This window comes from Sporosarcina ureae, assembly GCF_002109325.1.
Classification (GTDB): domain Bacteria; phylum Bacillota; class Bacilli; order Bacillales_A; family Planococcaceae; genus Sporosarcina; species Sporosarcina ureae_C.
In genome coordinates, this window is sequence record NZ_CP015348.1 from 2,698,658 (window position 1) to 2,724,898 (window position 26,241).

The window sequence follows — 26,241 nt, forward strand, 5'->3', positions numbered from 1 at the left end:
GGAGTTCAGTATGAGTGCTGAAGTACAAGAAAAACAGACTGCATCTACTATGCCAAAGGAACAAGCCGTAAATAAACCTACAGATGGTTCTGCCATCTTGATTCAATCGCTTAAAGAACAGAACGTAGAAATAATCTTTGGATATCCTGGAGGAGCAGTTCTCCCAATTTATGATGCGCTATATAATGACCCGATCCCACACGTATTAGCACGTCACGAACAAGGTGCAATCCACGCAGCTGAAGGATATGCAAGGGTATCTGGAAAAACTGGGGTAGTCATTGCCACATCAGGCCCTGGCGCAACGAACTTAGTAACGGGTATTACAGATGCCATGATGGACTCTCTTCCATTAGTAGTTATTACAGGTCAAGTAGCAAGTACAGTCATTGGTTCAGATGCTTTCCAAGAAGCGGATATCATCGGAATTACTCAACCTATTACAAAACATAACTATCAAGTCCAAAGTGTTGCTGACATTCCACGTATTATGCGTGAAGCTTTCCATATTGCTTCTACTGGAAGACCAGGACCAGTCGTCGTCGATGTACCAAAAAATATCGCAACAGATCTCTTTGTACCTGTAGAAAAAGAAGATAAAGAAGTGAATTTACCTGGTTATCAGCCAACTACTACACCAAATTATCTGCAAATTCAAAAAGCTTCAAAGGCTATCTCGAAAGCGAAAAAGCCGATGATCCTTGCAGGCGCAGGTGTACTTCATGCAGGCGGAACGGCCGAGCTGAAGAAACTTGTCGAAACGCATCGTATTCCGGTCGTTAATACATTACTCGGCTTGGGTACAATTCATGGAGAACATGAGTTATTCTACGGAATGGCTGGAATGCACGGAACGGCAACTGCCAACTATGCACTTAGCGAATGTGATTTATTGCTCAATGTGGGTGCACGTTTTGATGACCGTCTAACAGGAAACTTGGATGCATTCTTGCCGAATGCACGAGTCATTCATGTAGACATCGATCCAGCTGAAATTGGTAAAAACGTAGTGACCGAAATTCCAATTGTATCTGATGCGAAAGAAGCGTTAACAGCATTGCTAAAAGCAGATTTCAAATCACCGGACACAGTAGAGTGGGTAAGTTATTTGAATGATTTAGCAGATAAATATCCGCTTTGGTATCAAAGGGATGAGGAAGCTTTATTACCACAACAAGCACTTGAGATCATACATCGGATTACAAATGGTGATGCGATCGTCACGACAGATGTTGGCCAGCACCAAATGTGGACTGCTCAATATTACCGTTTCAATAATCCGGATAACTGGGTTACGTCAGGTGGATTAGGAACAATGGGCTTTGGTTTCCCAGCAGCAATCGGTGCACAACTTGCAAGACCGAAAGATCGTGTAATTGCAGTGGTTGGGGACGCAGGTTTCCAAATGACAGCACAAGAGCTTTCACTTCTTCAGGAAATGCGTATTCCGGTGAAAGTCATCATCTTGAATAACGGTGCACTTGGTATGGTACGTCAGTGGCAAGAGACATTCTATGAAGAACGTTACTCACAGTCACTAGTTCCAGTACAACCAGACTTCATTAAATTGGCGGAAGCATATGACCTGAAAGGGTATCGCATTCACAATTTAGAAGAAGCGGAAAAAGTATTTACAGAAGCGCTATTATCTGATGAGCCGGTCTTGATTGATTGTCGAGTGAAACAACGTGAAAACGTCTATCCGATGGTTGCTCCAGGTAAAGGATTACAAGACATGATTGGAGTGAGTCCTCAGTGAAACGAATTATTACAGTAACAGTAATTAATCAGAGCGGAGTATTAAACCGTGTAACGGGACTGCTGATGAAGCGTCAATTCAATATTGAAAGTATTACAGTAGGTGCTACTGAACAACCAAATAGATCCAAGATGACATTCCAAGTTCACGTAGAAGATGAAAACAAAATCGAACAACTTGTAAAACAGCTGCAAAAGCAGATTGATGTTATTACAGTGAAAGATATAACAGACAAAGCAATCGTGTTACGTGAGTTGGCGCTTGTAAAGGTGATCTCACCACCACAGATTCGCTCTGAGATGAACAGCATCGTTGAACCTTTCCGTCCGACAATTGTCGACTCCGGAAAGAATGTAGTAACGTACCAGGTAACGGGTGACCCAGACAAAATCGAAGCATTTATCGATTTGCTGAGACCATATGGCATTAAAGAATTAACACGAACTGGCGCAACCGGCTTTGCCCGCGATATGCAAAAGGTTCAAGCACCACAGCTATCGATTTTAAAACAGTAAAACACACACACTTAGGGGGAAATTAAAATGACAAAAATGTATTATAACCAGGATATCAATGAAGGACTATTAGAAGGTAAAACAGTTGCAATTATCGGATACGGTTCACAAGGTCACGCACACGCTCGTAACTTAAAAGATTCAGGCTTCAACGTAGTAGTAGGTGTTCGTGCTGGTAAATCATTCGACCAAGCAAAATCAGACGGACTTGAAGCACTATCTGTTAAAGAAGCTTCTGAAAAAGCAGACTTGATCATGATCTTACTTCCAGATGAAAACCAAAAAGCAGTATACGAAGCAGAGATTGAACCAGCTCTTGCTAAAGGAAAATCATTAGTATTCGCTCATGGTTTCAACGTACACTTCGGTGAAATCAAACCACCTGCTGACGTAGATGTATTCCTAGTAGCTCCAAAAGGACCAGGACATCTTGTACGTAGAACATTCGAAGCTGGCGGCGGAGTACCTGCACTATTCGCGGTGTATCAAGACGTATCTGGCCAAGCTAAAGACGTTGCTCTTGCGTATGCAAAAGGTATCGGTTCTGCTCGTGGTGGCGTTTTGGAAACAACATTCGAAGAAGAGACAGTTACGGATCTATTCGGAGAGCAAGCAGTACTATGTGGTGGCTTAACTTCACTAGTTAAAGCTGGATTCGAAACTCTAGTAGAAGCTGGATACCAGCCTGAACTTGCTTATTTCGAAACATTGCACGAAACGAAACTAATCGTTGACTTGATGTATGAAGGCGGAATGGCTGGAATGCGTTACTCAATCTCTGATACTGCAGAGTGGGGCGACTTTGTTTCTGGACCACGTGTAATCGATGCAGACACAAAAGCTCGTATGAAAGATATTCTTACTGACATCCAATCAGGTAAATTCGCAAAAGAATGGATCGAAGAAAACGAAAACGGACGTCCTAAGTTCAATGCAATTGAAGAAGCAGAATCTAAGCACCAAATCGAAGAAGTTGGACAGAAGCTTCGTTCTATGATGCCATTCATCAACGAAGGAGCTAAATCAAAAGAGGAAGAAGTGGTAGCGAGTGAGAAAAATTGATATTTTCGATACAACTCTTCGCGACGGTGAGCAATCTGCGGGTATTAATCTAAATACAGTAGAAAAATTGGAGATCGCTCGTCAGCTTGAAAAGCTTGGGGTAGCCGTTATTGAAGCAGGATTTCCTGCTTCATCCCCAGGTGATTTCGAAGCCGTTCGACGCATTGCTGATACAGTGAAAAACTCAACTGTTACAGGACTTGCTAGGGCGATGAAGAAAGACATTGATATATCATGGGAAGCATTACGCGGTGGTGTAAATCCACATATTCACGTGTTCTTGGCGACATCACCAATTCATATGGAGTATAAGCTAAAGAAATCTCCAGACCAGGTAGTCGAAATTGCAGCGGATACGGTTAAATATGCTAAACAATTTTTCCCTCTCGTTCAATGGTCTGCGGAAGATGCATTCCGTTCTGATAAGGAATTCCTTGTACGCATTATTAATAAAGTAATTGAAGCAGGGGCGACAACGATTAATGTTCCGGACACTGTAGGCTATGCAACTCCTGCAGAATACGGTGCTCTATTCAAGTACTTGAAAGAGAATGTAACGGGAATAGAAAAAGTTAAGCTTTCAGCTCATTGTCATGATGATCTTGGAATGGCTGTTGCAAACTCTATAGCAGCAGTTGAGAACGGTGCCGATCAAGTAGAATGTACGATTAATGGTATTGGAGAGCGTGCAGGCAATGCAGCATTAGAAGAAATTGCCGTCGCTATGCATATCCGTAAAGACTTCTATAACATGGAAACCGGAATTAACTTAAAAGAGATTAAAAAAGCTAGTCAGCTTGTTAGCCGATTGACAGGGGTAGTCATCCAGCCAAACAAAGCAGTCGTCGGAAAGAATGCATTCGCCCATGAATCTGGAATTCACCAGGATGGCATGCTGAAAAACCGTGAGACATACGAAATCATCACACCTGAATTGATTGGTGAAACGGATATGCCGTTAGCGTTGGGTAAACACTCCGGACGTGCCGCGTTTAAAGATCGGGCTATTACAATGGGGTTTGAACTGACGGATCACCAATTGAATGAGGCATTTGATGACTTCAAAAAGTTAGCAGACCGTAAAAAGGAAATCACGGAAGATGATTTGTTTGTTTTATTCACAGGCCAGCAATTGTCCGACACCGATACACCGATTTACGAATTGCATAATGTTCAAGTGCAATATGGAACGAATAATATTCCGACAGCTACCGTGACAGCCACTGTGCCAAGCGGAGAAACAGTTACTGTGGCAACTACTGGTGCAGGTTCTGTTGAATCGATCTTCAATGCACTGGAATTAGCCATTAAAGGTGAAGTACTCATTCTGGATTATCGTGTAACATCGATCGGTAAAGGCCGCGATGCACTGGGAGAGGCAGTAGTCAACTTAAGACATAACGGACTCGAGCTTACGGGCCGAGACGTAGCGCAAGACGTATTAGAAGCGTCTGCAAAAGCTTATTTGAATGCTATCAATCGTCAACTAGTTCGCGAACAATTGCGGAAAGAAGAGTTATTGAAATAAGCAACATACATCAAAGGGATAAAGTATTCGATCGAGTGATACGAGATTGATCAAGGAGGAGAAGTTCTATGGAAAAGAAAGTAGCAGTATTACCCGGTGACGGCATAGGACCCGAGGTAGTAGCAGAGGCAGTCAGAGTATTGGAAGTGATCGGCAGACGTTTTAACCATACATTCCATACAGAATATGGACTAATCGGTGGAGCGGCGATTGATGAAAAGAATAACCCACTTCCTAAAGAGACAATTGAGTTATGTGAGTCAAGCGACGCCATTCTTCTAGGAGCAGTGGGTGGCCCTAAATGGGATCAGAATCCATCTGAATTACGACCGGAAAAAGGGTTGCTTGCTATACGTAAACATTTTGATCTATTTGCAAACCTTCGTCCTGTTGCAGCTGTACCTTCTTTGATCCAGGCTTCTCCTTTAAAAGAAGACATCATCAAAGAGGTCGATATGATGATTGTTCGGGAATTAACTGGGGGTCTTTACTTCGGTAAACCGAGCCATCATACAGATCAATCAGCTGTTGATACGCTTGTATATACGCGCAAGGAGATCGAACGTATTGTCGACAAAGGTTTTGAGTTGGCTCGCCTGCGTAAAGGCAAAGTAACTTCTGTGGACAAAGCGAATGTGCTTGAATCCAGTAAGCTTTGGAGAAAGATTGTAGAAGAGAAGAAAGCACAGTATCCAGATGTAGAAGTAGAGCATCAGTTAGTGGATTCTGCAGCAATGAAATTAATAACGAACCCAGCACATTTTGATGTAATCGTTACTGAAAATATGTTTGGAGATATCTTAAGTGATGAAGCATCTGTTATTACGGGGTCACTTGGATTACTGCCTTCAGCGAGTGTGCGTTCAGACGGTTTAGGTTTGTATGAGCCAGTTCATGGTTCAGCACCCGATGTAGCTGGTCAGGGAATTGCAAATCCAGCAGCAACTATTCTTTCAGTTGCTATGATGCTAAAGTATTCATTTGGATTGGAAACGGAAGCAACTGCAATTGAAAAGGCTGTTAATACAGTATTTGAAGAAGGTCACTTCACAGCAGATTTAGCTGGTAAAGATCAACGTTCGTTAACGACAAAAGAGTGGACAGATAAGATTGTAGACGAGTTGGATCTTCAGTTCGTTTCCAATAGTATCATGTACTCGTATATTTAATAAAATACCGCTGTCTTAGTCTCGACATGCACATAAAGGGCATACCGAAACTGGTGCGCCCTTTATGTATAGCTAGAGAAAAGATTGACGAGTTGAATCACACGCCGCATATTACTATTGGCAATTGCTTGGAAGGGGAAACAATTATGGCTAAAACAATTATTGAGAAGATATGGGATCAGCATATTGTGTATGAAGAAGAGGGAAAACCGGATCTATTATATATTGATCTTCACTTGATTCATGAAGTGACATCACCGCAAGCATTTGAAGGTTTACGTCTAGCGAACCGTAAAGTGCGTCGTCCAGATCTTTGCTTTGCAACTATGGATCATAATGTTCCGACAAAAAACTTGCCGATTATCAACGATCCTATTGCTAAAAAACAAATTACTACACTTGAAAAGAACTGTGAAGAGTTCGGTGTTCAATTGGCTGATATGCAGCATCCAGATCAAGGTATCGTGCATATAATCGGTCCTGAGCTTGGATTGACACAGCCAGGAAAAACAATTGTTTGCGGTGACAGCCATACTTCTACACACGGTGCATTCGGAGCTATAGCGTTCGGTATCGGGACAAGTGAAGTAGAGCACGTGTTATCTACCCAGACACTTTGGCAAGGTAAACCAAAGACTATGGAAATCCGTGTAACAGGGAAAATTGGTTTTGGTGTAACAGCTAAAGATATCATTCTTGCAATCATTGCAAAGTTTGGAATAGGTGTCGGAACTGGACATATCGTCGAGTATACAGGAGAAGCGATTCGCGCACTTACAATGGAAGAACGTATGACAATTTGCAATATGTCCATTGAAGCGGGAGCAAAAGCAGGTTTGATTGGACCTGATGAAACAACAATTAATTATTTACGCGGACGTCGTTATGCACCTCAAGGTGAAGAGTTCGAAGCAGCAGCAGAGCGTTGGCTTGCATTGAATACTGATGAAGGTGCGGAATATGATCAAGTACTTGAAATCCATGCAGATGATATTGAACCATTCGTAACGTGGGGTACTAATCCATCGATGGGATCAGGTATCTCAGCTACTATCCCTACAACTGCAGATTATGCATCCGAAACAGATAAATCGGCACTTCGTAATGCGATGGAGTATATGGGACTTGAAGAAGGAATGGCGTTGACTGATATTGAAATTCAGCACGCATTTATCGGTTCATGTACGAATGCACGTCTTAGCGATTTGGAAGCTGCAGCGAAAGTGGTAAAAGGTAAACACGTTCATCCTACAGTGACTGCGATTGTCGTGCCAGGATCACGTACGGTGAAAAAACAGGCGGAAGATATTGGTTTGGATAAGATTTTCATAGAGGCTGGTTTTGAGTGGAGAGAGTCTGGATGCAGTATGTGTCTAGCTATGAATGATGACGTAGTACCAGCTGGGGAACGCTGTGCATCTACATCTAACCGTAACTTTGAAGGACGCCAAGGTGCAGGCTCACGTACACATCTAGTCAGCCCGTCCATGGCTGCAGCAGCTGCTCTACACGGACATTTCGTAGATGTTCGCAAAGTTGAAGCAACTGTGCAAAATTGAGGAGGGTATTTACATGGAACCAATTAATAAAATAGAGAGTGTACTCACTCCGTTAGATAAAAATAACGTAGATACAGATCAGATTATCTCCAAAGAATTCTTGAAGCGTATTGAACGTACTGGATTCGGAAAATATCTATTTTACCACTGGCGTTTTAATGCAGATGGTACGAAAAATGAAGAGTTCGTATTGAATGACCCTCGTTATGACGGTTCGACTATCTTGGTAGCACATGAAAACTTTGGTTGTGGATCATCACGTGAACACGCACCATGGGCAATTTTAGATTATGGATTCCGTGTAGTGATTGCACCAAGCTTCGCAGATATCTTCCATAGTAACTGTTTCAAGAATGGAATCTTGCCGATCAAGCTATCTGTAGCAGAAATTGAAGAGTTTTTGCGTAAAGGCCAAGAAGCTCCGTATAAACTGACAGTGAGCCTAGAAGATCAAACTGTAGCAGGTGAAGACGGCTCTGTGTACAGTTTTGACGTGGATCCATACTACAAAAAGATGTTGTTGAACGGTTGGGATGAAATTTCTCTGACATTCCAATATGAAGATAAAATTACAGAATACGAACAAAAACATGCATAACTTAAAACGGTTCATCGCTTATTTAGCGTGAACCGTTTTCTTTTTATGAAAACTTGTCGAAATAGTTATAAAAACTATATTTAATAATTTGAAACCTTTTTTGTTATTCTCCGTCTGTACGGTGCGGTTACGAGAAATTATACTGGCCTAAGGCATGTTACCGCTATAAAGCATGGAACCTTCTTCATTTTCAATGGAAGACCAAATGAAATAGGGGTTATGCTATAATTGTCGAAGGTAACTACATACTAAAGTGATAAAACACAGAGTGGAGTTGATTTCAAAGATGTTATGCGCTTCAAAAAAGAATGTATTCGCCATTTTTAATTCTTTTCTTATCGCGACGTTAATTTGCCTCATTGTACTGCCAGTAAGCGCGAAAGCAGAAACGGTAAACCAGCGTTTCTCTGACGTAAGTAATGATTTCTGGGCAAAGGATGAAGTAACACAACTAGTGGAAGAAGGAATTATTAACGGATACCAAGATTTACAGTTTCGTCCAGGAATCAGTATTAAACGTGGACAGGCGGCAAACTTGCTGACCGTCGCTTTGGAATTACCCGAGGCTTCCTACCGTCCGATCTTTAAGGATGTCAGCGCAAAATCTTCCAACTTGCGTGGTGCAATGTCTACTTATGAAGCAGGCATATTTAAAGGAAAACCCGATGGTAACTTCGGTGTAAGCGATGAATTAACACGTGAACAAATGGCGAGTGTGTTAGTCAATGCTTTCAAATTAAAAGATACAGGTGAAACAGTACGCTTTACGGATGAGAATAAAATAAGTGAGTCTCACAGATACGGCGTAAAAGTACTTATGCAACACGGTATTACAACAGGTAAAGAGGACGGGTCATTTGCTCCGAAACTCCCTGTTAACCGTGGTTCATTCGCTGTATTTCTACATAGAGCAATGATTCAAGCAGGATTGCTCGAAAAACAGCAACCAATTGTTTTCAATAAAACACAGACAATGGGCAAATTCGATCCTATTCGATTTAATCAATTTATTACGGAAGTTCCACTGACACAAGAGGGACAAACATACTTGCGTTCCAATCACTACTTGTCTTTAGCGGCCAAGCGAGTGAAAGCACACGGACATGCGACGGATCATATTTATGTCTATGGTGTCAGTGAGAGAAAAAGCACAAGAGTTACTGTAACAAAACGTGAGTTGCCAAATGGCGACTACTTTACATTTGTTGAGTTGAGAAATCCGGATCGACTGCCGATTCGCGTCGATTTGGTACGAATTGATGGGAATATTAAAACGAATAAAATAGAACGATTTGACAAATATCCTATGAAAAAAGATGTGGATGATACATTTGGCTTTGATATTGCAACTTCTCCTGTAGGTGTCCTTGAAACCATTTCACAGCAGGGAACAGGTCAGCAAATGATTTCGAAAACATATCGTTCACGTGAACTCGAGCTGAAGTATAATAATGGCTCAGTTAGCCATACACGTGAATTACAGGATGAGAAGGAATCTTACAGTAATATTCTGATGGGCGATACCCGAGTATCGGTATATGAGTTGAACTCTAGAGGGTATGATGTAGTGGATCAATGGATTCTTTCATCCGATAAGAAGCTTTTTTCTTCAAATGAAAGATTAGATGCATGGCTTCGGGAATCGATTACCAACTATAAAAAGCGTAATAAATGGTATACAGCTGAAGGTCCTTACAACAAGATGGCGACTACAATTGAACCGATGCCAGCTTCGGGTCGCGGATATGGACGCAATTTACTTTTGGTAAAAGAAGATCGTGTCATGTTGTTATACAACCAAACGAAAGAACGTTATTATGAAGATATTTTGCATAACTCCTTTACAAACTTAGCTGTTTTCAGAGGAAGCAAGCCTTATTGGGAAACGGAAGTTACGAGTACGTATTTGAAGAATTTATATAACTTCACAGCACCATTCGTTGACACGCGTTTCAATGAACAGATTGCATTATTCCTTTATAATGGCGGTAGCGCATTCAATCATAAAGATTACAACGACGGTTTACGTAACTATGCAAACTTGCTCGTACAGCAGCATAGAAAAGGCAATGTGAACTTCTTGTCTCCAACTGCCTATTATATTCCGGATTACTTCCCGGCAAAATCACAAGTGAAGACCCATACGTCTATGAACCATTTACTTGGCGGCATGAACATTCTTTTGTTGGCATTCCAAGAATTCAATGATCCAGTGTATTTGGAAAATGCCAGTGCAATTGAAAAAGCCATTCGCTTTGAAGAGAAGAACTGGACTCGTTCTAACGGTGACATCTGGTATAAACGTGCACCGAATGGTCAGTTTTCAGGTACGGATTATGTCCATTTGACGTTGGAAGACTTGATTCATTCTTATGAAAAATGGTCACAGGTTGATCAATCAAAAGCCAAAGTATTCGAGCGCATGATTAAGTCGAAGGCGGGCTATTTGAATAGTACGAAGCAAGGGTATACTACGAAGATTAAAGAAGGCTTGAAACGAATCAATATGTCTAACTTGCTACCAGCAGGTAAAGAGTACACCGACGCATTATAATGAACAAACACCATCTCCTTTAGTTCAGGGGATGGTGTTTTGTTTTTAGTGTAGTAATAGAGTAAAGGGGAAGGCACCGTTGATTAGCACCGCCATTCCCATTGCAATCACTCTCCAAATGAAAAACCACCATCTTCTAAACTGCGAGATGGTGGTTTCGTTGATTGGTTAATTTACAAGTGTAGCTAAATCGGAACGGATCCAGCCGTATGGTTCGTTGATTTGTGCACCTGGGTTGATGTCCATGCGTACTTTGTACCAAACAAAGCCGTCTGCACCGGTTGTACGATCTGTCACAACTAGTGGATAGCCGAATGCTGCTAGATTACCTGGATGCTTAGGCTTATAAGAGAATAGAATATTATTCTTATTCGCTGCATCTGGACTTGTGCGGATATTAACTGCTGTATTGCCTGTATACGAAATCACAGCCAATTGTGCTTGGTTCGCGTCTTTGCTGCCTAGGAACTGATCGATGCGCCACATGTGACCTGCGATCTTACTTCCCCAGAAAGGATCGGATGCATACTTCATATTAAAGCCGACTGCCTTGTTGCCGGGAGCTGCGCCATTGGCATAAGCACCAAGTGGATTCGCATAGTTTAAGTTAATGTAGCGAGTAATGAATGCATCGACACTTCTTGTTGGATTACCATAGACTTCGCCTTTATCAGGTGAAGAGTCGAATACGCGGATACCGAAAATATTATTTTTCTGCTGTGCATTGCCGCTCATCCCGTAATCACTTTCATGAATCGCTGTCGCTAATATGAACATTGCATTGACGTTATGCTTTTTCTCCATCTGTTTCACATACGTTCCAAGTCCAATTAGCTTCGACTTCGACGTAGCGTTTTTATAGCGGGCAATACCTGTTTTTTGTCTAGCAAGTAATGCATTGGAGATGAAACGATCCAGTTCCTGTCCAGTGTAAGTGGAAGGCTGGCGTACCGATTGGAATTGGAAGTACGGATAATACGTAATGGTTGCTGCACCGTTTAATTCTGTAAAGTGGACACCATCGTTACTCGTATACGTTTGTCCTTTTTTCATTGTCGGAGAAGCAGGGCCGACTGTATACTCTGCGTAACTTCCTTTATATTGTTTTGTTTTAGAATCGTATGTACGATAATAAGGTTGGTGAATGAGTAAGCCGTCATTCGTTACTTTATACTGACTTGCGCCTGTAGATAGTTGAGAAGGAATTAGGTCGATTTCTGCGTGTTTCGCATAATATGTATAGCCGCCTACTTCTACTACTACACGTTCCGGGCTACTGCCTACATAATCCAGTTCATAACCTTTCTGGACATATGTGACTTCGTTTTTTAATGAAGTATCGCTATATAGCGACGTATACTGCTTAGGGTTTTCTGAAGCAAACGCCTGTCCTGACTTCATTTTGATAATTTTATTATTAACAGAAATCGTCTGAACGATGGAAGAAGCGTTATACGCTGCTAGCGCATCTTCAAATGTAATGTACGACTCATCCGTGACATTCAGTTGACTATTGGAAATCGAACTAACTTTATGCACTTTAGGATTTTCTGTACCGCCAACGTTTGTAGGAGGGCGAGTACTACCTTTTCCATCAGCGACTGCGAACATCCGAAATAGAAATGCAGAAGCATGTGCAATCGTTGCATTACTTGTTGGTTTGAAATATCCTTGATCACCTCGTATGATATTCAATGAAGAAGCTGCGGATACAGCGGGTACGAAGTTTGATGAAATTTTCTTGCTGTCTTTAAATTGAACCGTAGTGGATTTGATTGGAATTTCTAGGAAACGAAATGCCTTAAAAATCATTCCTGCCATTTGTTGACGTGTAATCTGCTGATTCGCTTTGAATGAACCGTCAGGATAGCCAGCTAAAATTCCAGCACCTGCAGCATTTTGAATCTCAATTGTACGGGAGTGGTTTACTTTCAAGTCATTAAAGGTATAGCGTGTCGAAGTAGGTAATTCCAATGAACGTGCAAGATAGGAAGCGAATTCCCCTCGTGTAACCGCTCGATTGGGATAGACATTCCCTTTTGAGTCCTTTTGGATTACGCCTTTATCTACCCAAAATGTCAGCTCTTGCTGCATCTGATGACCTGAGAAGTCATTTGCACTCGCTACCGGTGTGAAGACAGGAGAAGCTACCAAGAGCAATAGTGTCAGTAATGTTATCAAACGTTTCAAATCAAAACCTCCTATATAAATCTCCTACTATTGTAGCAGAAAGTACTATCATTGGTAAGCATCATTTGGTATATTAATAGACTATTATTACACTAGACTTCTATAAAGTGACAGAAGTATATAGACAGATAGCTGCAGAAATATGGAATAAAGTATGTAATATACCATCTCAATATAAAATGATAAATATAGCAAAAAGCGACAATCTATAATTATTCGAAAAGATGCAACGAATGCTTTCACTATTCCGTCCTAGATAGTGATATAATGCAACAAGGAACTAGCAAGCGTAGAAAGGGTTTTATAGACTAATGAATATATGGAAACAGCGATTGGAAAAACAATCCACAAGTACAATATTGGTTGCAGTAGCTGTGATGCTCATTGCATTATTGCTGCCTTCAAAAATAGCATTGCTCGGCACGACCTTATTTTTTGTCTTATTTTCGATTATTAAACCACAGCAGAGTATTCTGTTCCTGGTCATCTATGTTAATATCCGACCTTTTTTGCTGGAAGTGAACAGTGGCCTAAAGTTAATAGGGGATTTAGTAATCTTTGTCGTATTCGCATGGACATTGTTCCACTACCGACATAATATTCGTTCTCTATTTACATTCAAATGGTTTGAGTGGTCTTATTTTGCTTTTATTTTATTCGGCTCAATTATAGGATTCTTACATGATGTCACACCAACGTCTATTATTTTCCAAGTTCGTACGTTTTTGATTATGTATTTGCTTTACTATACGATTTCAAGAATGACACTGACGAACAAATGGTTACAGCAGCTTGCATGGGTGACGGTCTGGTTGAACATTGTGATGTCGCTTCATGGTTTAGTAGAGAAACTGTCTTTGCGTCAGTTACTGCTGCCGGAAGAGTGGAAGTATAAAGTTTTATCTGCAACAAACGCTGTGCGTATTTACGGACTGACGGGCAATCCGAACTCTTTGGCATTATCATTGTTCTTCGGACTCATTGCGGTTGTCTATTTGCAACACGTTTATCAGCAGAATAAATACAAATGGACATTCCGTGTATTACTCGTATTGTTCTTTGGTATTCTAGTTCTTACCTATTCAAGGGGGACTTGGATTTCGGCAATTATGTTTGGCGTCGTATTCATTCTCATGACGAGAAAATGGTATCTATTGAAACGACTAGTAATTGCCGGGGTTGCATCTATTATTTTAATTTACTATCCAGTAAACTTGGCTGTTCAATATATTACAGAGCTCGGTGTGACAGTAGATGAGAAGCCAAGTGGTGCGGGAAGTATCGGTGGGCGCTTCGGAGAAACATTTGATGAAAAGAACTTGGCACTCATGACAGAGAGTGGACGTTTCTACTATATCCGTAAAGGATTTGAGATCTTTGGTGATCATCCTATAACAGGTACAGGATTTGGATCGTTCGGGGGTTCCGCCACGTTATCTTATGGTTCACCGATTTATGATCACTATGGCATTAGCTCGGATATATACGGTGGGAAGTACTTCTATTCCGATAACCAATATATTCAAGTGATTGCGGAGACTGGTGTGATTGGCGTATTGATTTTCGCGGTCTTCTTGCTTAGCATGTTGTGGTTCTTCTGGAAGTCACGCCATACGAATTTCGGTGTGTTTATGATTGCACTGTGGTTCTCGACCGGTGTTTCTGGAATGTATTATAATATTTGGGAACTTAAAATGTATACGTTGTTTTACTTTATCTTGCTTGGCGCGTTTGTTGCGTTCAGTAAGCATCAGCAGGAAATATCAAAACCTACGAATGGGTAATCCATTTGTAGGTTTTTTCTTTTGGATTGAGTAATTGGGGGGAGTCGTTGCTTTGCGTTTCATTTATGGAGGCTTTAATTAAAGACTAGAAGGGTGGGGTGATCATAGAATCACGTTGAGCGCTCTATGTTGTTCGGTGACCGCTCATAGAAATGGCGTAACCGTTCTATACTGGTGGATGGCCGCTCATAGACTTGTGTTAATCGCTCTATCGCGCCTTGCAACCGCTCATAGACACCAAACGAATTTACCAAAAGTCATCATTAATTTGCAAATTTCCCCTTTCTTTCTACCTTTTTCGTCCAAACGGTGCATGAAAACGTAGGCATTATTTGATAGACTAGAGATTGATAAAGAGTAGAAAAGGTGGAGTTGTGTTATCGGACAAAATACTTTGCTGTCTCGCACGAAGCGGAATGTAGTCATTACCGCTATGTCGGCAGCTATGCTAATCTCGTTGCCATTTTCAGCGGCAGCCAGCACAAAGGTCGTTTCTAGTTACCCCGTGTCTTCTGGTGTTACTTATTCTCACTATACATATTCAGCAAGCAGTCACATCAATCACATTGGTGTTGATTTAAGTGATCCGTTCACGAAATTGAAGATGGGACTTCCTTCGCCTATTTCGAGGACAGCCCCTACATTAACTTTGGCGAATCGTGATTCAAAAGAAGGGCATAGAGTAGTCGGTGCAGTAAATACTTCGTTCTTCGATATGAAAACTGGCGTGCCAATGTATTTGCTATCTGAAGGCAATGAAATTGTAAACGGTGGTGTCATCTCGAGTTCGAACTCTTACTATGTCAGCCAACCGATTGCATTTGGCGTGACGAAAGACGGACTTTCGGAAATTGATTACTTTAATTTAGGAGTCGAAGTCGGCGTTCATGGCAGTGTTTTTCAAATGACAGGTCTTAACCGTGAACGACAAGCCGATGAAACGATGATCTTCACACCGCAGCATGTGAAAAACACGACAGGTTCGAATGAATTCGGCATTGAATTGGTCGTTGAAACGAATGAACCGATTACGTCTACACATTATGGTCAGCAAGTGCAAGGTAACGTTGTGAAGGTACGTGGCTATGGAGATAAGAACCCTGTCACGATTCCAAAGAATGGCTTTGTTGTTTCGATTCACGGCAAAAAAGGTTTGGAGCGCTTTAAATCAGTGACTGTAGGAGATTCTCTTTCATTGAAACTATCAATTGACGATAAATGGAAAGACTCCGAATTCATGATGGCGAGTGGTCCGATGCTTGTTAAAGACGGAAAGCGTCATATTACAATGGATACAAATAATCCGCGTGCTACAGCGAAGACAGCAAGAACTGCTATTGCTATTAGTAAAGACAAAAAGCAAGTTCAAATGGTGACGGTTGATTCGAGAGCTGGATACAGTAACGGCATGTCTTTAACGCAATTCGCCGATTATTTAGTGTCACAAGGTTATGATCGTGCGTTGAACTTTGATGGTGGCGGGTCCACTACGATGGGAATTCGCAATTATGGTAGTAACCAAGTAGTATTGGCTAATCGTACATCCAATTCCGCTCAACGTAGCACTTCAGCTATTCTTGAAGCGGTAAGTACCGCACCAACAGGGCAACCGGCCTATGTAAGTGTATCTCGCCCTCAAATGGGAGAAATGTTAGTAGGCGCAACTGCTGATTTGAAAATTAATCATGTATTGGATGCATATTATAACCCGATAGTACCGAATCCTTCCCAGTTGAAAACAACCTCTGCAAAGGGAACTGTTGAAGGAACGGGTCTGAAGTATAAAGCAGTTCAACCAGGAGTAGACCGCATAAGCGTCAACTATGGAGTAGCTGAACAATCCTTCCCGATTACGGTTGTTGATCAGCCAGCGAGACTTGACGTGAAAGCTTCGGCGACAAGCGTCAAGCCGAACGAGAAAATCACATTTACAGCTACTCCGACAGATGCATCTGGTCAACCAATCATTTATCAGCCAGAGCAATTAACGTGGAGTGTTGCAGGGAATATTGGTTCGATCACTACATCTGGAACATTTGCGGCAATAAAAGCTGGAAAAGGACAAGTTCAAGCGACTCTCGGTAAGAAAGTGATTTCTGTACCCGTTGAAGTGAAGTCAACTGAAGCTCCGCCTGTCATTGACCCACCGACACCTGTACCACCGATTGTGGAAAATCCAAGTACTGAGTTATTTAAAGATGTGCCATTGTCTTATGCGTACGCAACTGAAATCTACTTCTTACGCGATCGCGGTATAATTAATGGAGACACGGACGGGACATTCAATCCTGGTAATACGTTATCTAGAGAGCATGCAGCAGTCATTTTAAGTCGAGCTTTTAATTTACCACCCGTTGAACAAGCGCGTAGAGAGTTCAGCGATGTTCCCAAAACACATCGTTATTACAATGAAATCAGTGCGATTGCGAATGCCAATATTGTAGGCGGTCATTCCGATGGGACGTTTAATCCTACTGGACAACTGACTCGTTCACAAATGGCTATGATTTTAGTGAAAGCTTATAATTTAGAAGGAGAGTCTGCGCAGAAATTCATTGACGTATCTCCGCAACACGGTGCATACAAGCAGATTCATATTCTAGCCAATCACGGAATTACAACAGGAAACGAAAAAGGCGAGTTTATGCCTGGCCAACCGGTCAACCGTGCACAATTCAGTGCGTTCCTCTATAGAAGTATAGCGAAGTAATTATAGAAGCCTTTCAATCGGTGCATGTCAGCGGATTGAAAGGCTTCCTTGTCTTTTAAATACAATAAAAAAGGCCACTCTGCTATACTTGAAACAAATGACCTGTAGAGGATGGTTGAAATTGAAAATAGGAATAGTAGGAAACTATGGAAACGACAACAATGGCGATGAAGCCATTTTATTAAGCATTATATCGCAAGTCACATCTACTTTTAACGTACCGAGTGATGTGATTACCGTATTCAGCAATAATCCTGAGCAAACAGCAAAGCGCTATCAAGTGATGAGCGCACCTTTGTATTATAGAAAAGGAAGCTCAGTGAAAACATTTGGCGCAACGTATCTTAAAAATAAAAAGATCGTTAAAACATTTGACTTACTCATTATCGGCGGTGGCGGTATTCTGATGGATCTGTATAAAACAGAAGCCCCGTTATACGGTTCTTATGCGATGATGGCAAAAAACTCTGGCGTTCCTTATGTTGTGTACGGCTGTGGAGCAGGGCCACTCAATAGCGAATTAGGTAAATGGTTTATTCGTTATATGAGCAAACACGCAAACAGTATTTCAGTAAGGGATCCTGAATCAGCAGAACTACTGAAATCAATTGGAGTGAAAAAGTCCGTTGAAGTAATAGGAGATCCGGCATTTTCCTTAAAACAACAACGCAAAGAAATATCCGACAAGCCATTGAAAATTGGCGTAACCGCTGTCCCGTATTACCACGCGGGCTACTGGCCGGAGAGTAAAGAGGAAATTTACCAACAGTATATAGAAGGAATGGCGAGAAATTTGGACGAATTAGCAGCGCAACAACCCGTCGAAATCACATTCTTTGCCACCAAATTCCCTCAGGATGCCGATGTAACAAAAGATATTCAAGCTCTAATGAAAAAAACGGAACAAACAACCATTATCGATCATAATCTTTTACCGAAAGATTTATTAGAAATTACAGCTGAACAAGACATATTAATTGGTACAAGACTACACTCACTGATTTTGGCGACATGTACATCAACACCTATCATCGCTGTCTGCTACCACCACAAAGTAACAGACTTCATGAAACTAGCAGACCTAACGGAAGTATCCATTCCAATTGGCGAAATGCATAAAGCAAACAACCACTTCTCCAAAGCCTTCGAATCTCTGGCTACAGACTGGAAAGAAACATGCGCCAAAACAGAAAAACTTTCTACTTCTTTATATGAAGAAGCAATGAAAGGCACAAAACAATTTACTGCAGCTATAAAAAAGACCAAATAAAAAAGCATATGAATGAATCATATGCCCTGACTGAAGACCAATCCCACAATAATAGGATTGGTCTTTAGTTTCTTTTTGAAGAATTTTCTATCCATAGAAGAATACACTAGTTGATCGTAAGTGCAAGGCGGCGACTCCCGGAGGATTAGCGTGCGCCTTGAGACCCCGCAGGAAGCGAAGCGTACGAGGAGGCTCAAGCCACGCCCTCGGGAAAGCGTCCGCCTGGAACGTCGATCAACGGTGCCATCCCACTCACTCTTTATTATTTAAACTAACTAAAATTAAAACCCTAAAAGCGCACGAACCTCATTCAAATATGTCTGACTAACCGGCAACTCCGTCCCATCTATCAGCTTAATCACAAGATTTGAAGAAAAGTCCCGCGAAATCTTCTCTATACAATTCATATTAATAATATACGAACGATGAATCCTCAAAAAACACCTAGGCAAACGAAGATGCAAATCCTTCAACGTAAAACTGATATTATAACTTTCACCTGCAGTGTAAAACCACGTCTTCTTATGCAAACTCTCTATATAACTAACTTGATCTAAAGGAATAGGGAACCACTCATCACCTTTCTTGCCTGTTAAGAACTGTAACTGATCTTTCTTTAGTACATGGAAGTTAGGCGGTAGAATAATGATTAATGCTCCTTTATCGCCTTGTACATCAATAGGATAACCAATACCGAAGTACGATGTACCATAAAGAGTGTTGTCCATAACGACTTCAACTTTGCGTTGTTCTTTGATGGTGATTTCAGCAATACTGCCTGTTTGGATGTGCTGACCTTCTTTTAAATGAATATCATGCATGCCCGGAACGTAGTAGATATAGTGATCAGAAACCGCGATCGCTATAGAGGCGTCTTTTGGCACCCAGTCCTCTAATAAAGCAGCGTATTGATTAAGAATATTTTTTGGGATAGCGGTATTTGACATGTTTTTCATATAAACCCCTTTTTATATAGTTAATTTCCAATGTATGCCCTTTCATCCATTCTACCATTCTTTCATCCATGAAAAAAGCCTTTTTGTCGAAATGAACTGACAATTCCGACGCACTGTTATATAGTAATAACTAACGAAGGAAGCTGTTATGAAACAGACTATAACAGTTACCAGTCGAAAAACCTGGAAGGTGTGAAGTTATAATGTCAACTAGACAAGAACAAATTGCACAATTAGAGAAAAGCTGGGCCGAGGATAGCCGTTGGAAAGGAATCAAACGTAACTACTCTGCTGAGGATGTAGTTAAACTAAGAGGTTCACTTCTAATTCAAAATACACTAGCTGAAAAGGGTGCTGCTCGCCTTTGGGAATCTCTTCATGAAGAAGATTTCATTAATGCACTAGGTGCACTAACGGGTAACCAAGCAGTTCAACAAGTTAAAGCTGGTCTACAAGCAATCTACCTAAGCGGATGGCAAGTTGCTGCTGATGCAAACCTTGCAGGACAAATGTATCCTGACCAAAGTTTATATCCAGCAAACTCTGTACCTGCAGTTGTTAAGCGCATCAACCAAGCACTTCAACGTGCTGACCAGATCGACCATGCAGAAGGCCGTGAAGACGGATTTAACTGGTTCGCTCCAATCGTTGCTGACATGGAAGCTGGTTTCGGTGGTCCATTGAACGTGTTCGAACTAATGAAGGGCATGATCGAAGCTGGAGCTGCTGGTGTTCACTTGGAAGACCAATTAGCATCAGAAAAGAAATGTGGACACTTGGGTGGTAAAGTACTTCTACCAACTCAAAACGCAGTTCGTAACCTAACAGCTGCACGTCTGGCTGCTGACGTACTTGGTGTTGATACAGTAATCATCGCTCGTACTGACGCTGACGCTGCTGACATGGTAACTAGCGACATCGATCCAATCGACGCTCCATTCATCACTGGAGAGCGCACGAACGAAGGATTCTTCAAAACTACTCCAGGTATCAAACAAGCAATCGCACGCGGACTTGCTTATGCTGAATACGCTGACCTAGTTTGGTGTGAAACTTCTCATCCATCACTTGAAGAAGCTCAAGAATTCGCTGATGCAATTCACGCGAAATTCCCTGAAAAAATGCTTGCGTATAACTGTTCACCATCATTCAACTGGAAAGCGAATCTTGATCAAGAAACAATCGCGAAGTACCAGGTTGAACTTGGTAAGATGGGTTACAAGTTCCAGTTCGTAACACTTGCTGGTTTCCACTCACTAAACCACAGCATGTTCGAATTGGCTCACGGTTACAAAACTCGCGGAATGGCTGCTTACTCAGAGCTTCAGCAAGCTGAGTTTGAAAACGAAGTAAAAGGATATACTGCTACTCGTCACCAACGTGAAGTTGGAACAGGTTACTTTGACGAAGTTACACAGGTTATCTCTGAAGGACAATCTTCAACAACTGCTATGTCTGGTTCAACTGAAACAGCACAGTTCTAATTGTACGAATGGTTTACCGAATGTGATTTTTGGGAGAAAGTCTCATTCGTTGAAGCAAAGGGGTATTAATATGATAACGGGGTCACAACATCTTCCAGTAGATGAAGTGAAAAGTGGGAGGGAATTGGGTGTATATCCAATTCCCTCTTTTTCTTTTATTTGAAAAATTTCGATAGTTTGTATAGTATTAAGGCGACGAACTTCATTAAGAGGAGGAATAATATGATGAGAAATAAAGAAATGTTGTTAATTCCTGGACCGACTCCAGTAGTAGATTCTATTTATGATGCGATGGCAAATGAAACGTGGTCACATACTGATCCGCGTTTCGTGAAAATCTATAAACATACTATTGATCAGACAAGAGAAATATTCAACACAGATGGAGAAGTATTCGTAGTTGCCGGTTCCGGAACGATCGGAATGGAAATGGCAATTGTCAATACGGTGGCGGAAGGTGAAAAACTTCTCGTCGTCAGCCAAGGATACTTTGGAGATCGTTTCATCAAACTGGGACAAGCGTTTGGAATTCAAGTTGATGTATTGCAATCTGAATGGGGGCAGCAAGTATCTCCTGAAGAGATCGATAAAAAGTTATCTGAAGGCAACTATAAAGCTGTTACTGTGACACATGCGGACACTTCGACAGGTGTGAAAATTGATTTGGAAGCTGTTGTACCTGTCATCAAGAAGCACGACGCTCTTGTTATTGTAGACGGTGTTTGTGCAACGACTGCGATGGACGAAGATATGAGTAAAGAATATGGCGGAGCAGGTAACACGATTGATATCGTACTGACTGGATCGCAGAAAGCCATTGGTGTGCCACCGGGCATTGCATTGGTCGCATTCAATCAAAAAGCTTTGGATGCACGCGCCGCTATGGAACGTGTACAAGCATACTACTGCGATATTTATAATTGGCTACCTGTCATGCATGATCCATCGAAATACTTCGCAACGCCTGCAGTCAATTTAATCTATGGGTTAGAAGAAGGATTGCGTATCGTATTGGAAGAGGGAATTGATGCACGCATTGCACGACATAAAGCGTTCGGTCGCGCTGTACGACAAAGTCTAGCAGTCTACGGAATGAAGGCCATCGCTTCAGAAGAAGTAGCAGCACCGACGTTGAGCTGTATTTTGTATCCTGAAGGTATCGATGACGCAAAGTTCCGTGCGGCAATGGCGGAGAAGGGGACGGTTCTATCTGGCTCACTCGCTCATTTGGCAGGGAAGGCATTCCGTATCGGACATATGGGGAATACTACGGCGGATATGTTGGAGAAAGCTGTTATGCAAATTGGAGAGACGTTGAGCGAAATGGGACGTGAAGTGGATATTTCTAAAGCGCAAGATGTTTTCGCTAAAGAGATTAGTCAGTTGGCTATATAATAAAAGGATCCGTCATGGGAAGCTAACTTCTCGTGGCGGATTTTTTCTTTGATTTGATTAAATAAGTAAAACACAGAGTGATGTCGAGGGCAAAGGGGTAGGGGGGGATTGGCGCTACGGAGGGGACGCTTTCCTGAGGGCGGGCGGTGAACCACACCCCTAGTGCAAAGATGTGCTCCTAACGCTACGCTTTTACTCGCAAAAGCCGTCCTTCGCTACGGCTCTCGCTTCGCTCGCAGGGTGTTTCACCTGTCCCGCTGATCCTCCAGGAGTCGCCCCTCCTACGCGCTAATCCCTTGCAATGCGAGTGGTTGATACTTTTTGTTGTGCATTGAAATAAGTGTTGTAATAGGTTTTGATCTTCAGTACTTGAATGTAAATAAGTTAAGACAAAAAAATAATTCACATACTACTTACAGTGAAGGATATAAGTACCTCCACTATAAAAGTAGGATGGAAGCGGAAGTTGGCGGCGACTCCCGATGGATCAGCCTGATCAGGTGAGACAACCAAAAGAGAGCGAGAGCCGTAGCGAAGGACGGCTTTTGCGAGTAAAAGCGAAGCGTTAGGAGCACATCTTTGCACTAGCGAACTGGTTGGCTCACCGCAGGCCCATGGGAAAGCGTCCGCCAACTGGAGCTTCCATCCCATCGTACACACTAACTCCCACACTATTCCTAAGTACTTGCTTTTGAACTTAAACAAGTCCAGTTCAAACAAAAAACCTCCCAAGTCAGATGCTTGGGAGGGGGGATTATTGTTTGCTGTAATACTGGTGTAAACCTGTGTAGATGGCATCAGCATAAATATTCAAATACTGCTCGCTAGTCAACTTCGCGTAGTCCTGAGAGTTTGTAATAAAGCCTAATTCTACAAGCACAGCAGCTACGTTATTATTCTTGATTACATAAAAACCTCTATTCTTCACGCCACGATCAGACATATTGGCTTTTTGCACAATATTACGCTGAATGAATGAAGCTAAATCACGGCTTTCTGTTGCGTTTACGTTGGAAGAAGAATCATAGAAAACTTCTGTTCCTTTTGCTGCAAAACCTGCTGCGTTCACGTGAATGGAAACGAATGTTTCAGCAAAATTCTTCTTAGCGAAATCTGTGCGTGCTTGAAGTGAATGATAAGTATCATTAGAACGTGTCATGATCACTTTAGCGCCCGCATTCTTTAACTTCGCTTCCACTTTTTTTGCTACATTCAATGTGATATTTTTTTCAGATTGACCATTCTTACCTGCACCTGGATCATGTCCGCCGTGCCCTGCATCAACCACGATGATTCGGTCTTTCAGTGGATTACCTGTTTGATTCAATAACTTCAAATACGTCTTGTGAACATAACCTGTTGTACTGCCTGTGCGAATTTTTGCCCAGTAACCAGACGTAGACAAGACTTCTACTTTTTGACCGGCTTGTAGCTTACCAACAGTTGGTGCACTGGAATTACCTGCAGAACGCATATTTAAATTATTTACCGTCACTTTACCCATTGTTTTCGCAACAGGAGTCGGTGTTGGCGTCGGTTTTGGTGTTGTGACAGGTGGTGTTGGAGTCGGTTTATTCGGTGTCGCATCATTTAGATTCGTAGTCGTGAAATATTCATGAATATATCCTTCTACTCCGTTTATATTTACTTTCAGCCATATACCTGTACTGCCAGTTACTTCTACTAATGTACCGTTAGGCAGCACGTGGATAATAGCAGAAGACTCGGAAGGCGCACTGCGCACGTTCAGTGGATCTGTATCGTCACCAGTTGCTACGCGTACATACTTTACGCTAGATTGCTGGTCAGGAGTTTTAACAGTTAACGCAAATTGCTTGTCCATTGCGCGTGCAACGAATAATGCGAATTGCTTACGTGTTAACTTATTATTAGGCAAGAACTTCTTATTGTCGCCTTGTGTAATACCTGCATAATACAAACCGTTGATACGGTCAGCGTATTTGTGGTTTTTCACATCATCCATGCCCAAAGGTTTTTGGCTCGTGACTTTTTCGGATAAATTGAACGCTACAGACATAGCATAGGCCATCTCATCACGTTTAATTTCTTCGTTCGGTTTAAAGTTATTTGCGTCAGTATTAGGGAAAAATCCTTTTTGAAGCGCAATATTAGCAAACTTGTATTGTTCACTAGACGGCTTCAAACCATTGATCTCCATATTTTTCAACTGTGTATCTTGTGTTCCTGTTGCGATGACAAGCATCTTGGCAACATGTGAACGACGTAAATTGTCTTGAGGATTAAATTTCGGAGTTTGATTAATAATGCCTTTTTCCGCTATGTAATGGACTTCTTTGAAATATTCACTGTTCGCTGGGACGTCGGAAAACTTGAAGCTTGCCAATGACTGGAGAGGTGAGAGAGCTAAGATGGTTAGCAGCAACAGACCAACTGTTGCCCATTTAAATTGTTTCATGAGATCCTCCTCGAGTATATTATTTGTTACTAGACTCATAGGTTCATTTTACCAGTAAAGAAAAATGATTACTAGATGTTTTTGTCATGGTTCGTAAAATAGTAATAACTCTTAGATGATTCTTCATTACTACTCATGGATAGTTAATACGTAGGGGGCATATATGTGAATTCAGAGAAAACCGAATGCTCTAGTTAGAACATTCGGTAGGGGAGTTAATTATTAATACGGTCGATGAATTTATGTAGTTGTCCAACTGATACTTTATCTGTCAAACCAAACGTTCCATCGCCATAGCCAGTTGTAATTTCATTGTAGAATAAGATGTTAATGTACTCAGTTGCCCAGTGACCGTTCGGAACATCAGAGAAGTTCGCGATAGCAGAGTGTCTAAGTTCAAATGCTTCGACTAAAACTTTTGCTAGTTGAGCACGAGTCAATTCTTTATTCGGATTAAATTTCCCTGCGTCGCCTGTGAAAATCTTCGCCTCAGCTACTGCAGCAATTGCTTTATAATGTTTATTGGATTCATCAACGTCATCGAATGTAACGTTAGCTGTTGTCATGTCGAGATCTAATTTCTCAGCCAATACTTGTGCTACTTCTGCACGTGATGCATAAACGATTTCTTTAACAGGTGCATCAGCAGCAACTTGTGATTCTTCTTTACTTACGTTATCACTAAAGTCTGCTACACGACGAGCACCGATGTAACGGCTTTTCCAGTAGTATGGATCGTCTAGTGATGATACCATTACGCCTTTACTGACTGAAGCGTGGATAAAGTTATTAGAACCTGAGTAGATTCCTACATGTGATACACCGCGACCTGATGTATTGAAGAATACCAAATCTCCAACTTCTAGGTTGCTTTTGGAAACGGAAGTTCCAATAGCTATTTGTTGACCAGTCGTTCTTGGAATAGAAAGACCTTCTTTATTGAAAACGTATTGTGTGAATCCTGAACAATCAAAAGCGGTTGGGGTTGTCCCACCTAATCGATAAGGTGTTCCCATATATTTTTTCGAGGTATTAATTAATGACGTTGGTGAGTTTGCGGAAGCAAATTCTGGCACGAATGAAAAGAATAATAGACTTGCCATAACCAGAGTTAATAGACGTTTCATGCTGATCTCAAATTCCCCTTTCGCACAATCACTGTTGCGCTTTGTAATCTAGGAATATATTAGCACTTATAAACGTCTTAATTATTACAGTTACATTACAAGAGAATTACACGTCGACATATGAATGAAATGTTAGTACAAACG

General features: G+C 41.6%; 17 protein-coding genes. 13 read left to right on the forward strand and 4 right to left on the reverse strand.

Features of this window, described 5'->3' with window-relative positions; translation table 11 throughout:
* The first annotated feature begins 10 nt into the window (after nt 1-10).
* From ilvB to SporoP32a_RS13290, 8 genes are all read left to right on the forward strand, one after another.
* A complete protein-coding gene (gene ilvB / locus SporoP32a_RS13255) occupies nt 11-1,759 on the forward strand; it encodes a biosynthetic-type acetolactate synthase large subunit (RefSeq protein WP_085428330.1) in 1,749 nt (582 codons plus the stop codon).
* Nucleotides 1,756-2,274 carry an acetolactate synthase small subunit gene (gene ilvN, locus SporoP32a_RS13260; protein ID WP_085428331.1) on the forward strand — a complete coding sequence of 173 codons (519 nt, stop codon included), beginning with the start codon at nt 1,756-1,758 and terminating at the stop codon, nt 2,272-2,274. Before ilvB ends, ilvN begins: the two co-directional genes overlap by 4 nt.
* 27 nt (nt 2,275-2,301) lie before the next feature.
* Entirely contained in the window at nt 2,302-3,336 is a 1,035-nt protein-coding gene (ilvC, locus tag SporoP32a_RS13265) for a ketol-acid reductoisomerase (protein ID WP_085428332.1), read from the forward strand.
* Nucleotides 3,323-4,864, forward strand: coding sequence for a 2-isopropylmalate synthase (locus SporoP32a_RS13270; RefSeq protein ID WP_085428333.1), 1,542 nt, complete (start codon nt 3,323-3,325; stop codon nt 4,862-4,864). Before ilvC ends, SporoP32a_RS13270 begins: the two co-directional genes overlap by 14 nt.
* 68 nt (nt 4,865-4,932) lie before the next feature.
* Entirely contained in the window at nt 4,933-6,033 is a 1,101-nt protein-coding gene (gene leuB, locus SporoP32a_RS13275) for a 3-isopropylmalate dehydrogenase (protein WP_085428334.1), read from the forward strand.
* 146 nt (nt 6,034-6,179) lie between these two features.
* Nucleotides 6,180-7,592 (forward strand): 3-isopropylmalate dehydratase large subunit, encoded by a 1,413-nt coding sequence (leuC, locus tag SporoP32a_RS13280; RefSeq protein WP_085428335.1) that lies wholly within the window; start codon nt 6,180-6,182, stop codon nt 7,590-7,592.
* Nucleotides 7,593-7,605: 13 nt separating this feature from the next.
* On the forward strand, nt 7,606-8,190 hold the full coding sequence (leuD, locus tag SporoP32a_RS13285; RefSeq protein ID WP_085428336.1) for a 3-isopropylmalate dehydratase small subunit: 585 nt from the start codon (nt 7,606-7,608) through the stop codon (nt 8,188-8,190).
* A gap of 286 nt (nt 8,191-8,476) precedes the next feature.
* Nucleotides 8,477-10,744 (forward strand): S-layer homology domain-containing protein, encoded by a 2,268-nt coding sequence (locus SporoP32a_RS13290; RefSeq protein WP_085428337.1) that lies wholly within the window; start codon nt 8,477-8,479, stop codon nt 10,742-10,744.
* A 168-nt stretch (nt 10,745-10,912) separates the two neighbouring features.
* Here the strand turns inward: SporoP32a_RS13290 and SporoP32a_RS13295 are convergent, their stop codons facing one another.
* On the reverse strand, nt 10,913-12,934 hold the full coding sequence (locus tag SporoP32a_RS13295) for an S-layer homology domain-containing protein (protein ID WP_085428338.1): 2,022 nt from the start codon (nt 12,932-12,934) through the stop codon (nt 10,913-10,915).
* 311 nt (nt 12,935-13,245) lie between these two features.
* Between SporoP32a_RS13295 and SporoP32a_RS13300 the strand changes: the two genes are divergently transcribed.
* From SporoP32a_RS13300 to SporoP32a_RS13310, 3 genes are all read left to right on the forward strand, one after another.
* The gene (locus tag SporoP32a_RS13300; RefSeq protein ID WP_085428339.1) at nt 13,246-14,718 is read left to right on the forward strand and encodes an O-antigen ligase family protein; all 1,473 of its coding nucleotides are present in this window, start codon (nt 13,246-13,248) and stop codon (nt 14,716-14,718) included.
* Between the two features lie 433 nt (nt 14,719-15,151).
* The gene (locus tag SporoP32a_RS13305; RefSeq protein WP_232319537.1) at nt 15,152-17,428 is read left to right on the forward strand and encodes an S-layer homology domain-containing protein; all 2,277 of its coding nucleotides are present in this window, start codon (nt 15,152-15,154) and stop codon (nt 17,426-17,428) included.
* 121 nt (nt 17,429-17,549) lie between these two features.
* Nucleotides 17,550-18,698, forward strand: coding sequence for a polysaccharide pyruvyl transferase family protein (locus tag SporoP32a_RS13310; RefSeq protein WP_085428341.1), 1,149 nt, complete (start codon nt 17,550-17,552; stop codon nt 18,696-18,698).
* 281 nt (nt 18,699-18,979) lie between these two features.
* Here SporoP32a_RS13310 and SporoP32a_RS13315 read toward each other — a convergent pair whose 3' ends face one another.
* Nucleotides 18,980-19,654 carry a LytTR family DNA-binding domain-containing protein gene (locus SporoP32a_RS13315; protein ID WP_232319538.1) on the reverse strand — a complete coding sequence of 225 codons (675 nt, stop codon included), beginning with the start codon at nt 19,652-19,654 and terminating at the stop codon, nt 18,980-18,982.
* A 203-nt stretch (nt 19,655-19,857) separates the two neighbouring features.
* Between SporoP32a_RS13315 and aceA the strand changes: the two genes are divergently transcribed.
* Together aceA and SporoP32a_RS13325 are read left to right on the forward strand one after the other, a co-directional pair.
* Complete coding sequence (aceA, locus tag SporoP32a_RS13320) at nt 19,858-21,138, forward strand: isocitrate lyase (protein WP_085428342.1); 1,281 nt, start codon at nt 19,858-19,860, stop codon at nt 21,136-21,138.
* 225 nt (nt 21,139-21,363) lie between these two features.
* Nucleotides 21,364-22,533 (forward strand): pyridoxal-phosphate-dependent aminotransferase family protein, encoded by a 1,170-nt coding sequence (locus SporoP32a_RS13325; RefSeq protein ID WP_085429086.1) that lies wholly within the window; start codon nt 21,364-21,366, stop codon nt 22,531-22,533.
* 754 nt (nt 22,534-23,287) lie between these two features.
* Here the strand turns inward: SporoP32a_RS13325 and SporoP32a_RS13335 are convergent.
* Both SporoP32a_RS13335 and SporoP32a_RS13340 read right to left on the reverse strand, forming a co-directional pair.
* A complete protein-coding gene (locus SporoP32a_RS13335) occupies nt 23,288-24,970 on the reverse strand; it encodes an N-acetylmuramoyl-L-alanine amidase (RefSeq protein WP_158232639.1) in 1,683 nt (560 codons plus the stop codon).
* A gap of 215 nt (nt 24,971-25,185) precedes the next feature.
* Nucleotides 25,186-26,097 carry a C40 family peptidase gene (locus tag SporoP32a_RS13340; protein ID WP_085428345.1) on the reverse strand — a complete coding sequence of 304 codons (912 nt, stop codon included), beginning with the start codon at nt 26,095-26,097 and terminating at the stop codon, nt 25,186-25,188.
* Nucleotides 26,098-26,241: the final 144 nt, after the last annotated feature.

Excerpts from the sequence above, each read along its gene's own strand:
- ilvB (WP_085428330.1), top strand. The coding sequence starts at position 11 with ATGAGTGCTGAAGTACAAGAAAAACAGACTGCATCTACTATGCCAAAG.
- ilvC (WP_085428332.1), top strand. The coding sequence starts at position 2,302 with ATGACAAAAATGTATTATAACCAGGATATCAATGAAGGACTATTAGAA.
- leuB (WP_085428334.1), top strand. The coding sequence starts at position 4,933 with ATGGAAAAGAAAGTAGCAGTATTACCCGGTGACGGCATAGGACCCGAG.
- leuC (WP_085428335.1), top strand. The coding sequence starts at position 6,180 with ATGGCTAAAACAATTATTGAGAAGATATGGGATCAGCATATTGTGTAT.
- leuD (WP_085428336.1), top strand. The coding sequence starts at position 7,606 with ATGGAACCAATTAATAAAATAGAGAGTGTACTCACTCCGTTAGATAAA.
- SporoP32a_RS13290 (WP_085428337.1), top strand. The coding sequence starts at position 8,477 with ATGTTATGCGCTTCAAAAAAGAATGTATTCGCCATTTTTAATTCTTTT.
- SporoP32a_RS13300 (WP_085428339.1), top strand. The coding sequence starts at position 13,246 with ATGAATATATGGAAACAGCGATTGGAAAAACAATCCACAAGTACAATA.
- SporoP32a_RS13305 (WP_232319537.1), top strand. The coding sequence starts at position 15,152 with ATGTCGGCAGCTATGCTAATCTCGTTGCCATTTTCAGCGGCAGCCAGC.
- SporoP32a_RS13315 (WP_232319538.1), bottom strand. The coding sequence starts at position 19,654 with ATGAAAAACATGTCAAATACCGCTATCCCAAAAAATATTCTTAATCAA.
- aceA (WP_085428342.1), top strand. The coding sequence starts at position 19,858 with ATGTCAACTAGACAAGAACAAATTGCACAATTAGAGAAAAGCTGGGCC.
- SporoP32a_RS13325 (WP_085429086.1), top strand. The coding sequence starts at position 21,364 with ATGAGAAATAAAGAAATGTTGTTAATTCCTGGACCGACTCCAGTAGTA.
- SporoP32a_RS13335 (WP_158232639.1), bottom strand. The coding sequence starts at position 24,970 with ATGAAACAATTTAAATGGGCAACAGTTGGTCTGTTGCTGCTAACCATC.
- SporoP32a_RS13340 (WP_085428345.1), bottom strand. The coding sequence starts at position 26,097 with ATGAAACGTCTATTAACTCTGGTTATGGCAAGTCTATTATTCTTTTCA.